General features: G+C 63.9%; 13 protein-coding genes. 8 read left to right on the top strand and 5 right to left on the bottom strand.

All coding sequences use genetic code 11. The features are described 5' to 3' along the window. Nucleotides 1-277 precede the first annotated feature (277 nt). The 7 genes from AB4Y44_RS19465 to yicI all read left to right on the top strand — a co-directional run bounded on the left by AB4Y44_RS19465 (nucleotide 278) and on the right by yicI (nucleotide 9,402). Entirely contained in the window at nucleotides 278-1,423 is a 1,146-nt protein-coding gene (locus AB4Y44_RS19465) for a hypothetical protein (RefSeq protein ID WP_368700571.1), read from the top strand. 170 nt (nucleotides 1,424-1,593) lie between these two features. Then, nucleotides 1,594-2,640 carry a substrate-binding domain-containing protein gene (locus AB4Y44_RS19460; RefSeq protein WP_342922063.1) on the top strand — a complete coding sequence of 349 codons (1,047 nt, stop codon included), beginning with the start codon at nucleotides 1,594-1,596 and terminating at the stop codon, nucleotides 2,638-2,640. 210 nt (nucleotides 2,641-2,850) lie between these two features. After that, nucleotides 2,851-4,062, top strand: a complete 1,212-nt coding sequence (locus AB4Y44_RS19455) for a sugar ABC transporter substrate-binding protein (protein ID WP_368700570.1) — start codon at nucleotides 2,851-2,853, stop codon at nucleotides 4,060-4,062. An 86-nt stretch (nucleotides 4,063-4,148) separates the two neighbouring features. Then, entirely contained in the window at nucleotides 4,149-5,087 is a 939-nt protein-coding gene (locus AB4Y44_RS19450; protein ID WP_368700569.1) for a carbohydrate ABC transporter permease, read from the top strand. A gap of 1 nt (nucleotide 5,088) precedes the next feature. Then, nucleotides 5,089-5,919, top strand: coding sequence for a carbohydrate ABC transporter permease (locus tag AB4Y44_RS19445; protein ID WP_368700568.1), 831 nt, complete (start codon nucleotides 5,089-5,091; stop codon nucleotides 5,917-5,919). 18 nt (nucleotides 5,920-5,937) lie between these two features. Then, a complete protein-coding gene (locus AB4Y44_RS19440; protein ID WP_368700567.1) occupies nucleotides 5,938-7,017 on the top strand; it encodes an ABC transporter ATP-binding protein in 1,080 nt (359 codons plus the stop codon). Nucleotides 7,018-7,071: 54 nt separating this feature from the next. Further along, a complete protein-coding gene (yicI, locus tag AB4Y44_RS19435; protein WP_368700566.1) occupies nucleotides 7,072-9,402 on the top strand; it encodes an alpha-xylosidase in 2,331 nt (776 codons plus the stop codon). A gap of 118 nt (nucleotides 9,403-9,520) precedes the next feature. On the opposite strand, the gene AB4Y44_RS19430 is transcribed toward yicI, so the two are convergent. Both AB4Y44_RS19430 and AB4Y44_RS19425 read right to left on the bottom strand, forming a co-directional pair. Next, nucleotides 9,521-9,787, bottom strand: coding sequence for a DUF4148 domain-containing protein (locus AB4Y44_RS19430; RefSeq protein ID WP_069265932.1), 267 nt, complete (start codon nucleotides 9,785-9,787; stop codon nucleotides 9,521-9,523). A 191-nt stretch (nucleotides 9,788-9,978) separates the two neighbouring features. Next, entirely contained in the window at nucleotides 9,979-11,055 is a 1,077-nt protein-coding gene (locus AB4Y44_RS19425) for a diguanylate cyclase (RefSeq protein ID WP_368700565.1), read from the bottom strand. 210 nt (nucleotides 11,056-11,265) lie between these two features. Here AB4Y44_RS19425 and AB4Y44_RS19420 point away from each other — a divergent pair, with 210 nt between their 5' ends. Next, nucleotides 11,266-12,519, top strand: coding sequence for a serine hydrolase domain-containing protein (locus AB4Y44_RS19420; RefSeq protein ID WP_342922056.1), 1,254 nt, complete (start codon nucleotides 11,266-11,268; stop codon nucleotides 12,517-12,519). A 133-nt stretch (nucleotides 12,520-12,652) separates the two neighbouring features. On the opposite strand, the gene AB4Y44_RS19415 is transcribed toward AB4Y44_RS19420, so the two are convergent. The 3 genes from AB4Y44_RS19415 to AB4Y44_RS19405 form a co-directional block, all read right to left on the bottom strand. Continuing rightward, nucleotides 12,653-13,339, bottom strand: coding sequence for a type 1 glutamine amidotransferase domain-containing protein (locus tag AB4Y44_RS19415; protein ID WP_368700564.1), 687 nt, complete (start codon nucleotides 13,337-13,339; stop codon nucleotides 12,653-12,655). 72 nt (nucleotides 13,340-13,411) lie between these two features. Further along, nucleotides 13,412-13,645, bottom strand: coding sequence for a 4-oxalocrotonate tautomerase family protein (locus tag AB4Y44_RS19410; RefSeq protein WP_018442101.1), 234 nt, complete (start codon nucleotides 13,643-13,645; stop codon nucleotides 13,412-13,414). Nucleotides 13,646-13,748: 103 nt separating this feature from the next. After that, entirely contained in the window at nucleotides 13,749-14,459 is a 711-nt protein-coding gene (locus AB4Y44_RS19405) for an SDR family NAD(P)-dependent oxidoreductase (protein ID WP_368700563.1), read from the bottom strand. Between the last annotated feature and the right edge of the window lie 129 nt (nucleotides 14,460-14,588).

The raw sequence follows: 14,588 nt of genomic DNA, 5'->3' as shown, positions 1-14,588 counted from the left end.
TCGAAACTTACTGGGCGCGTTGATTCTATTCGTCGAGAAGTTTCTTTAGCCATACATTCATAGCCGCTTTTAAATAGAAACGATCAATTTCTTTGCTGTGCATTATTACCGCTCCTTGCGCATCCTTACGTCCATATCGAAGCCCGCCGTTCGGCCGCTTCAAGAAAATGGATGACGTGAGCCGCGGTGCGATGACGTTTCATCGAGGCGCTCCCGCAGATTCCGTGAAGCATTCGCGTGTTGATCCAACTGTTCTGCTGCTCAAAGGAGCCGACTGATGAATAAACCCTTATTGGCCTTTCTACTCGCGGCGACGGTGGCCGTTGCCGGTTGCGGAGGCTCGGACTCCTCGAGTTCCAACCCGGCGTCGGCCGCGGCCACACCGTCCGCGCCCAAACTGCTCTCGAACATTGTCGTGCCCAATACGACGAGCCCGGCGTTCAGTTTCGATATCGGCTATGTCGAAGCGGGCCGGTACTATCTGGCCGATCGCAACAACAAGTCCGTCGATGTCGTCGATACCAAAACGAAGGCGCTGCTCGCGCAGATTCCGGGCAACTTCACCGGTGCGGGCGCGAGCACCGATGCGTCCGGACCTGACGGCATCGTGGGCGTGACGGGAACGAATACGCTGTACGTAGGGGACGTCGATAGCGTGAAGATCGTCGACACGTCCGCGATGCAAACGGTCAAGACGATCCCCATCAGCACGTCGGGCTCGCGCGTCGATGAAGGCTGCTACGATCCCGACGACCATCTCGTCATGTTTGCGAGCCCCGGCGACACGCCGCCCTACGTGACCTTCATTTCGACCACGACGCAAGCTGTCGTCAACAAACTGGTATTCAACGGCTCTTCAGGCCTGGAAGCCTGCGTGTACGATCCGGCCTCGAAGAGCTTTCTCATCAACAACGACGGCACCACCGCCAACCCCGACGGCGAACTCGACGTGATCACCGCGAGTTCGGTCACGTCGGGCGCGCCTGCGGTGAGCAAGGCGTTTGCGCTCGGCAAATGCGGCCCCTCTGGCATTGCGCTCGGTCCCAACAGCGACGTGCTGATTGGTTGCGATCCTTCTGCGGGCGATCCGCTCATTACGCTGATCCTCGATCGCAATACGGGTACGCAGCTCGCGTCGGTGCCGTTCGGCGGCGTGGACCAGGTGGCTTATGATCCCGCGTCGAATCGCTACTTCCTGCCTGCGCGCCACTACGTCACGAGCGGCACCGCGGCGTCTTCGGGCTTTACCCCGACCATGGGTGTGATCGACGGTGCGACGCGCAAGCTCATTTACACCGTGGCGGTGGGGACAGGCGCGCACTCGGTAGGCATCGACAGCGGCCTCGGTGAGGTGTTCGTGCCGTACCAACCCGGGTCGGCGGCATTCCCGAATGGCGGGATATCGGTGTTCTCGACGCAGTAGAGGCAAAGTTTCAGGCCTTGCCTGGCGCTCAGCCAGCGGACGTGAGGAACGTCCGCTGGCTTTTTTTGCTTTTCCGATTCCATCGGCCCTTCGCGAACTTACGGTTATGATGTTTCGCACCGTGCGGGCTCCGCGAGCCCGCACACATTCCAACATCATTCAACCAGCGCATGGGTATTCGGGAACTCGCCAAAGTACTGAAACTGTCTGTTTCGACCGTGTCGCGCGCCTTGAACGACAGCGACGAGGTGAGCGCCGAAACGCGCGAACGTGTGCGCGCCGCCGCGCTCGAGCATGGCTACGCGCCAAGCAAGTCGGCCGCGAGCCTGCGCCGGGGCAGGCTCGACATCGTCGGGCTGATGCTGCCGGTGCGGCGCGAGGAAGAGACCTACACGCTCGGCATTTTCATGAAGCTGGCGGACGGCCTGCAGTCGGTCCTGTCGCGCCACGGCATGGACCTCGTCATGTACTCGAGCGAGTCGTGGGACGACGAGTTCGCGCGGCTGCGGCGCATCGTCGATCGCCGTCACGTGGACGGCGTGATTCTCGCGGGCACGCGGCGGCACGACGAACGGCTCGACTACGTCGCGAGCCGCCATTTCCCGTTCGTGGCGCTGGGCCGCAGCGAGTCGGGCGGAAAGCACGCATGGGTCGATCTCGACTTCGAGGCGGCCGCCAGGGAGGGTGTCGAGCGGCTCGTCGCGCAAGGGCATCGCCGTATTGCGCTCGCCATTCCCGGTGGCGATGCGATGCAGGCGCATATCTACCTGCAAGCCTGGAAGAAGGCGATGAAGAAGCACGGGCTGCCGGTGCCCGAAGGGTTCGTGCAGCGCAATGAACTCTCCGAGCGCGGCGGCTATCTCGCGACCGAGGCGCTGCTCAAGCTGGGCGTGCCGCCCGATGCGCTCATGTTCCAGAGCGACTGCATGGCGATCGGCGCGTATCGCAAGCTGCACGAAACGGGCCGGGCGCCGGGCCGCGATCTGGCGATTTCGGGCGGCGTACTGGCGGGCGAAGTGTCGGAGTACCTCGCGCCGCGCCTCTCCGGTTTCACGCTCGACGCCTATGGGCTGGGACAGCGCCTCGCGCAGGCGCTGCTCGCGCAGTTCCCCGACCTTGGCGACACCTACCGCGCCGCGCGCGAGCCGTTGCTGTGGCCGCTGACGCTGCGCGAGCGCGACGACGACACGGTGACGTCCGAGGCCGCGCAACGCTAGTCCGCGCCCGCCGCCATCGGCATTGCGGTTTCCGCGAATCGGCATTGTGATTTTCGCAGGCAGCTTGACAGCGCTATCTGCAGAAGCAACTATTTGCCTGTTTCCGGAAACGTTTCCGGAAAATGCGGTTGCAGCGGCACGGGCCCCGCCTGGCCCCAGAAAAGAGCCTGGAAGAAAGCGCGATTCCCAACGCGCGAAAACGGAGACAGCATGAAGAAGCTACTTGCCGCATCCGCGGCCATTGGTTTGGCATTCTCGCTTTCCTGCGCGTCGCTGCATGCCGCGACGCTCTCGGTCTGGGCCGTGGACGAGCCCGACGACTACACCGCGAAGATGGCGCAGGAATTCGGCAAGCTGCATCCCGATGTCCATGTGCAGATCCGCAAGGTGGGCTTTGCGGCGCTCAACGACGAAACCATGCGCGCCGTGATGTCCGGCAACATGCCGGACGTCGTGCCGATCGACAACCCGAACACGGCGATGTTCGCTTCGAAGAACGCGCTGCTCGATCTCGACCCGTACCTCGCGAAGTCGAAGGTCATCGACGCGAAGCAGATCTTCCCCGGACCGCTCAAAAACGCCACCTGGAACGGCAAGGTCTATGCGATTCCGCGCGGCACGAACACGCTCGCGCTGTACTACAACAAGGACATGTTCAAGGCGGCCGGGCTCGATCCCGAGCACGCGCCGCAGACCTGGGATGAACTCTATACGGACGCACAAAAGCTCACGGACGCAAAGAAGGGCGTGTACGGCCTCGCGTTTTCCGCCATCAACACGGAGGAGGGCGTGTTCCAGTTCCTGCCGTTCGTGCAGGCTGCGGGCGCGGACTGGGACCGCATGAGCGACCCGGGCGCCGTGCGCGCGGCCGCCTTCTGGCAGAAGCTGCTCGACAGCAAGGTCGCGTCGCCGGACACGCTCACGCATAGCCAGTCGGAGGCGGCGGCCACCTTCATCAACGGCAATGCCGCGATGGACGTCGACGGGCCGTGGGAGCTGGGCGCCGTGGAAAAGGGCGCGAAGTTCAAGTGGGGCGTGGCGCTCCTGCCGGTCGAGAAGGCGGGCGGCCCGCGCGCCTCGGCGCTCGGTGAGCAGAATCACGCGATCCTGCGCGGCGCGAAGAACCCGGACGTGGCCTTCCAGTTCCTCGAGTACATGTATGCGCAGCGCGGCCGCGACTGGAACGAATTCGGCATGCTGCCGCCGTCGAAGGACACCGTGACGCCGGACCCGAAGTGGCCGCAGGCGTACAAGGTCTTCAACGAGCAGATGCAGTACGCGCGTCCGCGCGGTCCGAACCCGAACTGGCCGAAAATTTCGAAGTCGATTTCCGACGCGATCCAGTCCGTGCTGACGCATCAGGCCACGCCGCAACAGGCCATGGCGGCCGACGCGCGGACTGTCCAGGCCGCAGCCAGGTAAGCAGACCGAAGTATGGCATCGAGGTTGTTGCCGCCCGGGGAACTCCGGTTCGTCGGGCGCCGTCCCGCCTTTGAGCGAAGAACGCCATGAACACACTTTTGCACCGTGCTCCGCGCGACCCGGCAGCGGGATTCCTGCGCCGCTTGCCGCGCGCCCATGCCTTCGAGATCTCGCTGGCGGTGTTCGCACTGCTGTATCTGCTGGTGTTTGCGGGGCTGCCGCTGATCTACAACATCGTCCTGTCGTTTCAGCAGGTCGATCTGATGGCGCCCGCCACGCTGTTGCGGCCGTTCGTCGGGCTCGCGAACTATCGCGATGTGTTCAGTCGCCCCGAGATGCGCCAGGTGATCGTGAACACGGTGCTGTTCGTCGGGCTCTCGCTCGTTTTCCAGGTGGTGATCGGTTTTCTGCTGGCGCTGCTGTTCGCGCAGGACTTTCCGTTCGCGAGCCTCATGCGCGGCCTGTTTCTCGCGGGCTGGATCATGCCGGGTCTCGTGGTCGGCGTGATCTGGAAGCTGATTTTCGCAGGCGATTATGGCGTGCTCAATCATGTGCTGATGCAGACGCACATCCTGCAGGAGAAGATCTTCTGGCTCTCCGATCCGCACTGGTCGCTCTATGCAGTGATCGCCGCGAACGTGTGGCTTGGCGTGCCGTTCAACATGCTGCTGCTTTCGGTCGGGCTCGCGGCCATTCCGGCCGACCTCTACGAAGCGGCCGAACTCGATGGCGCAAATGCGCTGCAGCGTTTCATCGGCATCACGCTGCCGATGATGAAGGCCACGCTCGGCGCCGTGATCGCGCTGGGCGCGATTCTCACGATGCAGCAGTTCGACCTGATCGCGGCGCTCACGCAAGGCGGCCCGGCCAATTCGTCGCTGGTCGCGCAGTACTGGTCGTGGCAGCTTTCCCTGCAGACTTTCGAGGTGTCGGCGGGCTCGGCGGTGGCCACGGTCATGCTGGTGCTCGTGCTGATCGTCGCGGTGATCTACGTGCGCTCCACGCGCAACGAAAGGATGGTCTGAGATGAGGCGCTCAACCGGGACGAAGCGCTACGTACTGTTCGTCATCGCGCTGTGCGTCACGGCGGTTTATCTGTTCCCGCTCTACTGGATGTACATCACCGCATTCAAGAGCGCGAGCGAGATGTTCCAGTATCCGCCCACGTTCTGGCCGCAGCATCTGCAATCGCACCTGTGGCAGGTGTTCAGCAGCAGCGGCATGGGCAACTTCCTGTGGAACTCGTTCGTGACCGCATGCGGCACGGTGGCGGTGACCGTGTTCGTCGGCACCGGCGCGGCTTACGCGCTCGCGTTCGTGCAGAACCGCTGGACCAGTCTCGCGATCTTCGCGGTGCTGGTGCTGCAGGCGCTGCCGTCGAGCCTCATGGTCACGCCGATCTTCACGGCGTTCAAGATGCTCGGGCTGCTCGACACGCCGCGCCTCGCCATGGTGCTTGCGCAGATCACCAAGACGCTGCCGTTCTATATCGTGCTGTGCCGCCCGAGTTTCGTGCAGGTGCCGCGCGAACTGCGCGACGCGGCGCTCGTGGATGGCGCAACGCCGGCGCGCGCGTTCTTCGGCGTGATCCTGCCGCTCGCGGTGAACGGCATTCTCGTTTCGGCGATCCTCGTGTTCCTGCAATCGTTCGGCGAGTACGTCTACGCCCGCTCGCTGATTCTCGACGACCAGTATCAGACCGCCACGGTGGGCCTCTCGGCATTCGTCGGCGCGACCAAGGTCGACTGGATCGGCATCATGACCTACTCGGCCATTTTCGTTACGCCCATTCTCGTGGCGTTCATGCTGCTGCAACGCAAGATCGTCGCCGGGCTGACGGCCGGCGCGCTCAAGTAACGCATACGGAGAATCGCTGTGGATCGCATACAGATCGAGCGCCTGAGCAAGAGCTACGGAGCCGTGCAGGTATTGAAGGACATCGATATCAGCGTGCCCGAAGGGTGTTTCGTTGCATTGGTCGGCCCGTCGGGATGCGGCAAGTCCACCTTGCTGCGAACCATTGCCGGACTCGAACCGATCACGGGCGGCACGCTGCGCATCGACGGCCAGGTCGTCAACGACGTACCGCCGCGCAAGCGCGACGTGGCGATGGTGTTTCAGAGTTACGCGCTCTATCCGCACATGAACATCGAAAAGAACATGTCGTACTCGCTGCGGCTGCGCCGCGCTGCGCCGAAGGTCATTCGCGAAAGCGTCGACGGCGTGGCGCGTACGCTGGGTCTCGATCATCTGCTCGCGCGCATGCCGCGCCAGCTGTCGGGCGGCCAGCGTCAGCGCGTGGCGATGGGCCGCGCCATCGTACGCAATCCGAAGGTTTTCCTGTTCGACGAACCGCTCTCGAATCTCGACGCCGCCCTGCGCGTGCATATGCGCACGGAAATCCGCAAGCTGCATCAGCGACTCTCGGCGACTTCGGTGTACGTCACGCACGACCAGATCGAGGCGATGACGATGGCCGATCACGTGGTCGTGATGCGCGCAGGCGAAGTCGAGCAGCAGGGCGCGCCGCTCACGCTCTATCACCGGCCGGCCAACCGCTTTGTCGCGGGTTTCATCGGCTCGCCGTCGATGAACTTCATCGAAGCCGTGATCGGGCCGGACGGGCGCAGCGTGCAGTTCGGCGGCACGCAAGGCGGGGGCCTGCAGACGCTCGACCTGGGTCGCGCGCTGCCGGCGGGCGCCGAGGTCTGGATCGGCCTGCGTCCCGAGCATCTGCGGTTGCACCGCGAGGCGCATGGTCTGCGCGGCGTGATCGACACTGTGGAGACTACGGGCTCCATGAACTTCATCGCGGTGAAGCTCGACGGCGTCGCGGCGCCCGTGATGATCGCGCAAGCCGGCGCGTGCGCCATGCGCAGCGGCGATGCGATCGGACTCGACATGGCGGGCGAACATATCCACGTGTTCGACAGGAAGACCGAGCGGGCGCTCTAGACGCACCGCAGGTGGAGACGGATTGGCTGTTCAATGAGCTATGAGTACATCTAAATGAAAATCAGCGATGGCAACTGGTTGATCCGGGACGGCCTGAACGTCTCGTACTCGGCGTCGCCGCACAGCGTGGAGATCGTCGGCGACGAACTGCTCGTGCATGTGGCGCCCCGCGACGTGTCGAACCGCGAACGGCAGCTCGACACGGGCCTCTTCACGTGGCGCTTCTTTTCGCCGCAAAGCGGCGTGATCGGGGTGCGCGTCGAGCATTTTGCCGGCGCGCTCGACCGCGGCCCGCATTTCACGCTCCAGCGCACGAACACGGAAGTCGTCACGCACAACACCGGGACCGAGGCGAGTCTCACGAGCGGCTCGCTGACCGTGCGCGTCGTCAAGTCGGGCGACTGGTCGGTGGATTTCCTGCGCGACGGCGAGCGTATCACGGGCAGCGGCTTTCGCGCGAGCGGCCAGGTCCACGACGCCAACCAGCAGGGCGCCGCGTTCATGTTCGAGCGGCTCGATCTGGGCGTTGGCGAGAACGTCTATGGGCTCGGCGAGCGCTTTACCGCGTTCGTGAAGAACGGGCAGGTGGTCGAAAGCTGGAACCGCGACGGCGGCACGGGCACCGAGCAGGCGTACAAGAACGTGCCGTTCTATCTGACCAACCGCGGCTACGGCGTGCTCGTGAATCATCCGGAAAACGTGTCGTTCGAGGTGGCCAGCGAGAAGGTGGCGAAGGTGCAGTTCAGCGTGGCGGGCGAGCGGCTCGAATACTACGTGATCGACGGCCCGACGCCCAAAGCCGTGCTGGAGCGCTTCACGCAGTTGACCGGACGCCCGGCGCTGCCGCCCGCGTGGTCGTTCGGCCTGTGGCTCACCACGTCGTTCACCACCAGTTACGACGAAGCCACGGTGAATCACTTCATCGACGGCATGGCACAGCGCGGCATCCCGCTGCACGTGTTTCACTTCGACTGCTTCTGGATGAAGGCCTTCCACTGGTGCGACTTCGAGTGGAACCGCGAGACCTTTCCCGATCCGCAGGGCATGCTCGCGCGGCTCAAGGCGCGCGGGCTGAAGATCTGCGTGTGGATCAATCCGTATATCGCGCAACCTTCGCCACTCTTTGCCGAAGGCATGGCGAAAGGCTACCTCCTGCGCAAGCCCAACGGCGACGTGTGGCAGTGGGACCGCTGGCAGCCCGGTCAGGGCATCGTCGACTTCACGAATCCCGCTGCGGCACAGTGGTACGCGGGCCATTTGCGGCGTTTGCTGGAAATGGGCGTGGACTGCTTCAAGACGGATTTCGGCGAGCGCATTCCCACCGACGTGGTCTACCACGACGGCTCCGATCCGCAGAAGATGCACAACTACTACAGCTACCTCTACAACAAGGTGGTGTTCGACGTGCTGCGCGACGTGCGCGGCGAGGGCGAAGCGGTGGTGTTCGCGCGCTCCGGCACCGTGGGCAGCCAGCAGTTGCCCGTGCATTGGGGCGGCGACTGCAGCGCGACCTACGAGTCGATGGCCGAGACGTTGCGTGGCGGCCTCTCGCTGGGCCTGAGCGGCTTCGGTTTCTGGAGCCACGACATCGGCGGATTCGAGCACACCGCGCCCGCCGACGTCTACAAGCGCTGGTGCGCATTCGGGCTGCTGTCGAGCCACAGCCGCCTGCACGGCAGCAAGTCGTATCGCGTTCCATGGCTGTTCGACGACGAAGCCGTGGACGTGGTGCGCCATTTCACCGAATGGAAGTCGCGCCTCATGCCGTACCTGTTCGACGCCGCGCAGCAGGCGGTCGATCACGGTACGCCGATGCTACGCGCCATGCTGCTGGAGTTTCCCGGCGACCCGGCCTGCGAGCATCTGGACCGCCAGTATCTGCTCGGCGAATCGCTGCTGGTGGCGCCGGTGTTCAATGCCGCGGGCGACGTGGACTTCTGGCTGCCCGCAGGACGCTGGACGCATCTGCTCACGGGCCGGCAGGTCGAGGGCGGCAGGTGGGTGCGCGAGCGGCACGGGTTTCTGAGCCTGCCGGTCTACGTGCGGCCGAATACGCTGCTCGCGTTCGGCACCGAGGACCAGCGGCCCGATTACGACTACGCATCGCGCAGCGAACTGCACCTGTTCGAACTGGCCGATGGCGCGAGTGCGGCCGCGACGCTGCGCGACGAGCGCGGCGCGCGCGTGACCCACGTGAGTGTGACGCGGCGCGGCGACACGCTGAACGTGCGCTACGAAGGCGTGAAGGGACCGCTACCGCTGACGCTGCGGCAATGGCCCGAACTGCGCGATGTCGGAGGGTTGAAGTCGCAAGCCGGAGAACTGGGCGTGCGAGTGCAGTTGCCGACGGGCGACGAAGAGGTCGTGTTGCGCATTCAGGCTTAACAAGGCGCGACGCGAAGCATTGCGAACGCCAGAAATACAACTGGCCCGCCATCGCAACACACTGCGATGGCGGGCCAGAAGGCAACGACTACAAAGCGCGGCTTTTCAGCCGGGCAGCTTACTGCGCTGCCTGACCAGCTTGCGACGAACCGTTGTTCACGCCGCCCACGGCGCTGTTTTGCGCAGCGACGCGAGCTTCGGCAGCCTGAACGTTCGCCGGATATTCATTGGGGTTCGAACGTGCCGGATTGAAGCCGGCCTTTTCGACCTGGACCATGTCTGCACGGACTTGCGCGCGGGTCACGGGCTGGTTCGACTGGGCGAACACGGCAACGGGAGCGGCGAGGGCGGCAGCGATAACGACGGCTTGGACGAGCGATTTCATGACTAACCTCCAGATTTACTTTCTTCTTGAACTGCCTACAGGGTTGTAAGCAGCGGTGAAGTCAGTGTAGGAGGGTCGGGCACTAGGGTAAATACCTAATAGCCGAATTCACTGTTTCCGCCAGAAGAACAATCCGGGCATGACCGTGGCGCCGGCCCGCCATTTCCCGAACGAGACGGGAACGAGTGGGGTCAGACCATGCCGGGTGCGACGCCGACTGTATCGACGAACTCGGTCTTGCCCATGCCGCGCGACTTGGCCCGGTACATGGCGCTGTCGACGGCGCGCATCAGGGTTCGCGCATCGAGCGAGCGGCTGCCGCTGCCTTGCGTGAGCAGGCACACGCCGATACTGCACGACACGGTCACCGGATAGCCGGCCACGGTGCGCATGTTGGCGAGAATGGCGTGGATGCTGTTGGCGACGGTGAGCGCGTCGTTCTTGTCGTAGACGTGGCGCGCCAGCACCACGAACTCGTCGCCGCCCAGCCTCGCGAGCGTATCGCCGCGCCGCATGCGGCGCACCAGGGCCGCGGCGAAACTGCGCAGCAGTTCGTCGCCCACCGCATGCCCGAAGGAGTCGTTCACTTCCTTGAAGCCGTCGAGATCGACGAGCAGCATGGCGGTGCGATCGACTTCGCCGGCACGCGTAAAGAGCGTGCGCCTAATTGCCCGTTCGAGCCGCACGCGGTTGTAGAGCCCGGTGAGCGGATCGGTCGACGCCTGGCGTTCCAGCCGGTAGACGAGCACAGCCAGATAGACGGACGTCGCCACGATGCTCAGCGCAATGCCGAGTGCGGCCGTGATGTTGTCGCGCCACCACGGTTGCCAATGCATCAGTCCCATGATGCCGCCGATCGCCACGACACAGGAAAGGCCCAGCATGCGCTGGCCATAGCGGCAGCCCGCGCCGACCAGAAACCAGAAGGCCACCCACAGGAGCGGCAGTGCGGCCGTTCCGCCCACGGCCAGCGCGCCGGCGACGATGGCCTGATCGGCGAACGTGAAGAGCGCGAGGCGCACGGGCGAGCGCGTTGGCGCGACGGTGATCGCCACATAGGTGACGACGCCGAACGCCACATAAGCTGTGACCGCCAGAAGCGTTGCGTAGACGTGGGTCGAGCGATAGATCGAGCAGGCAACGAGGTAGGCGAGAAGCACGACGGAACCGAGTGTGATGCGCAGTACGGCCTGCTCCTTCTCTGGGTCCTTCGGAAATGCGCGAAACAACGCTTTCCCGGGCCAGGAATGTGTTTCCGTCTCGCCCATGGCAGCCCCCCGCTGTAATTCTGTATTTTGTCGCCCGGTAGTGTACCCCACACATACTGCGTGTCGAGGCGCTAAAAAACGAAATTTCGACGTGCACGATGGCGACGCGGGTGGCAATGCGACTTCGCGCCGAATGACCGATACTGTGACGCGCATCGCGTGCAATCCATCGGTTCCGAATTCGCTCGGTCAACCATCAAAGGAGGCGTCATGAGTAGGGAAGGTCTGGAAAAGCAGGGTATGTCGTGTGAGCGGCTCGCGCGGATCGAACGTTTTCTTGACGAGAACTACGTTGCGGCCGGCACGCTCGCGGGCACCGTCACGCAGGTGTGGCGGCGCGGCGAACTCGCGCTGAACTCGGTGCTGGGTCTCGCGGACCGCGAACGGCGCACGCCGATGGCCGAGGACTCGATCTTCCGCATCTATTCGATGACCAAACCCATTACGTCGGTGGCGATCATGATGCTGGTCGAGGAGTGCAGGATCGCGCTCGACGACCCCGTCAGCAAGTACATCCCGTCGTGGGAAAAACTTGCCGTGTACGCGGGCGGCTTCATGGAGAGCTTCCAGACGCGCGCGAGCGCGCGCCCGATGCGCGTGGTCGACTTGTTGCGGCATACCTCGGGGCTGACCTACGGCTTTCAGCAGAACACCAATGTCGATGCGGCCTATCGCAAGCTGAAGGTGGGCGAGCTTGCGACCGCGGGCACGCTCGATGAAATGATCGAGAAGCTGGCCACGCTGCCGCTGGAATTTTCGCCGGGCGACGCCTGGAACTATTCGGTTTCCACGGACGTGCTCGGCTATCTCGTCGGCAAGGTCAGCGGCATGGCCTTCGAGGACTTTCTGAAAACGCGGATCTTCGACCCGCTCGGCATGGTCGACACGGCCTTTTACGTGCCACCGGAGAAGGTGTCGCGTTTTTGCGCCTGCTATGCCATCGGCGCGCTCGGTTCGAAGGTCGTTTCCGAAAAAGGTCCGGAGCTGCAGGACGATCCTCACACGAGCCCGTATCGCGAGCCGCCCTCGTTCGTTTCGGGCGGCGGCGGCCTCGTTTCCACGGCGGCCGACTACATGCGCTTTGCGCGCATGCTGCTGCGGGGCGGCGAGCTGGACGGCGTGCGGCTGCTCGGGCCGAAGACCATCGCGCTGATGACCGCCAACCATCTGCCGGGCGGCGTCGACCTGCCGCGCCTCTCGCGCTCGATGTTCACCGAAGCGGCTTACGAAGGCGTGGGCTTCGGGCTCGGCTTCGCCACGACGATTGCGCCCGCATCCACGCTGATTCCGGGCAGCGCGGGCGACTTCTTCTGGGGCGGCGCGGCCAGTACCTTCTTCTGGGCCGATCCTCGCGAGGACATGATCGTGTTGTTTCTCACCCAGCTCCTGCCTTCGACCGCGTACCCGATTCGCCGGCAGTTGCGCACGCTCGTTTACAGCGCGATTACGGAGTGCGAACGCTGAGCAGCGCGTTTAGCTGCGCGAGTGGCAATGAAAATATAAGAGGCCTGTTACCTGGATTTTGGCGGTTGTTGTGGGGGGTGGGGCGGCCCCCGAGCCGGGCAGCCGCCATTATCCTGCTCTCGAGGGCCGAGACTCAGTGACGCTTGCCCAGCATCTCCAGCAATGCCTTGGCGGCCGGCCCGGACGACGCGGGATTCTGCCCGGTGAGCAGTAGCCCGTCTTCGAGCACATACGGCTGCCAGTCGGGGCCCTTCGAATAGTTGCCACCCTTCGCCTTGAGTTCGTCTTCGACGAGGAACGGCACCACCTTGGTCAGGCCAACCGCTTCTTCTTCGCTGTTCGTAAAGCCCGTGACCGACTTGCCGTTGACGAGCGGTTTGCCATCGGGACCCTTCACGTGCCGCAGCACGCCGGGCGCGTGGCAGACGAGATCGACGGGCTTGCCGGCTGCGATCGTGCGCTCGATCAGGCTGATAGAGTCAGGGTCTTCTGCGAGATCCCACATCGGACCGTGGCCACCGGGGTAGAAGACGGCGTCGAATGCGTCGTGGGCGACGTCCTTGAGCTTTGCGGTGTTGCCCAGATCCGCCAACGCAGCCGGGTCGGCTTCGAAGCGACGCGTCAGGTCGGTCTGAAAGTCCGGCTCGTTGCTCTTGGGGTCCAGCGGAGGTTTGCCGCCCTTGGGCGACGCGAGCACGATCTGTACGCCGGCGTCCTTGAACACGTAGTACGGCGCGGCGAGCTCCTCAAGCCAGAACCCGGTCTTGCGTCCCGTATTGCCCAGCTCGTCGTGCGAAGTCAAAACCATCAGAATCTTCATGACGCTCTCCTTGAATACGTACGTTTTCACAACGAATTGCGCGCGGCCCGCTCTCGAGCGGGCCGCGCGCGCTTACTTGATGAGTCCCTTCTGTCGTCGATAGACGTCGGTAGGCAGGCCGCCCCATCCCCAGTTTTCCGTTGGCACTTCCTCGATGACGACGAAGGTCGCCTCCAGCGGTTTGTTCAGCACGTCGAGCAGGAGCTGACTCACGCCCTTGATGAGCTGGGCCTTTTCTTCCGCCGTGACGGAGTCCGTGCCGGGCCGTGTGCCCTCGCGTGTAACCTGAATTGTGACGATCGGCATTTCGCTTTCCTCGATGGTGATCGTTGCAGGGAGCGCCGGCGAGCGGCGCTCCCTCGTCGGCCCGGTGGGGCCCCGTGGAGCGCAGTGCGCCCGCAGTGCGCCTTTAGTGGCCGGCGACCTGGCCGCCGTCGACGTGGAGGATTTCGCCCGTCACGAAGGGCGCCGAGTCGAGATAGAGGATGGCGTCGACGATGTCGCTCATCTCGCCCATATGTCCCATCGGGTGCAGCGCGCCGAGTGCGGCGTGGGTTTCGGGCGCGTGCATCGGCGACTTGATGATGCCGGGCGATACCGCGTTGGCGCGAATGCCGCGCTTCGCATATTCGATCGCCAGCGAGCGCGTGGCGGCGGCGAGACCGCCCTTGCTCAGCGAGGCCAGCACTGACGGCACGCCGTCGATCGCGTGATCGACGAGCGTCGTCGTGATGGTGAGGACGTGGCCGCTCTCGTGCTTTTCCATCTCGGCAATCGCGAGTTGCGTGATATGGAAGAAACCGTCGAGGTTGGTGCCCTTGATTGCCGCGTAGTCTTCCGCCGTGTATTGCGTGAACGGCTTCGCGATGAAAATGCCCGCGTTGTTGATGAGCGTGTCGACGCGGCCAAAGCGTGAGACGGCGGTTTCGATGACACGGCGCGCCGTGGCGGGGTCGGCGATATCGCCGGCCACTGCGACGAGATCGCTATCGTCAGTCTGTTTGATGTTGCGCGAGGTCGCGACCACCTTGTGGCCGAGTGCCCGGAATGCCCTGGCGGTTTCGGCGCCGATTCCTTGCGATGCGCCAGTGATCACGATGACTTTGGGGGATTGACTCATATGAACCTCGAAGTAAGTTGGACTCTGTTTCTGATCGGGCTTGCTGCTCCGATGTCGATCAATTTACGCATCCACGCCCCCGCTTTGAATACAGGACGCGGACAAACAGTTGTGAGTCGCAGGAACAAA

It is taken from the genome of Paraburkholderia sp. BR10937, assembly GCF_040965695.1.
Lineage (GTDB): Bacteria > Pseudomonadota > Gammaproteobacteria > Burkholderiales > Burkholderiaceae > Paraburkholderia.
The sequence above is the reverse complement of the archived record's forward strand: the minus strand, read 5'-3'. Positions and strand labels throughout refer to the sequence as shown.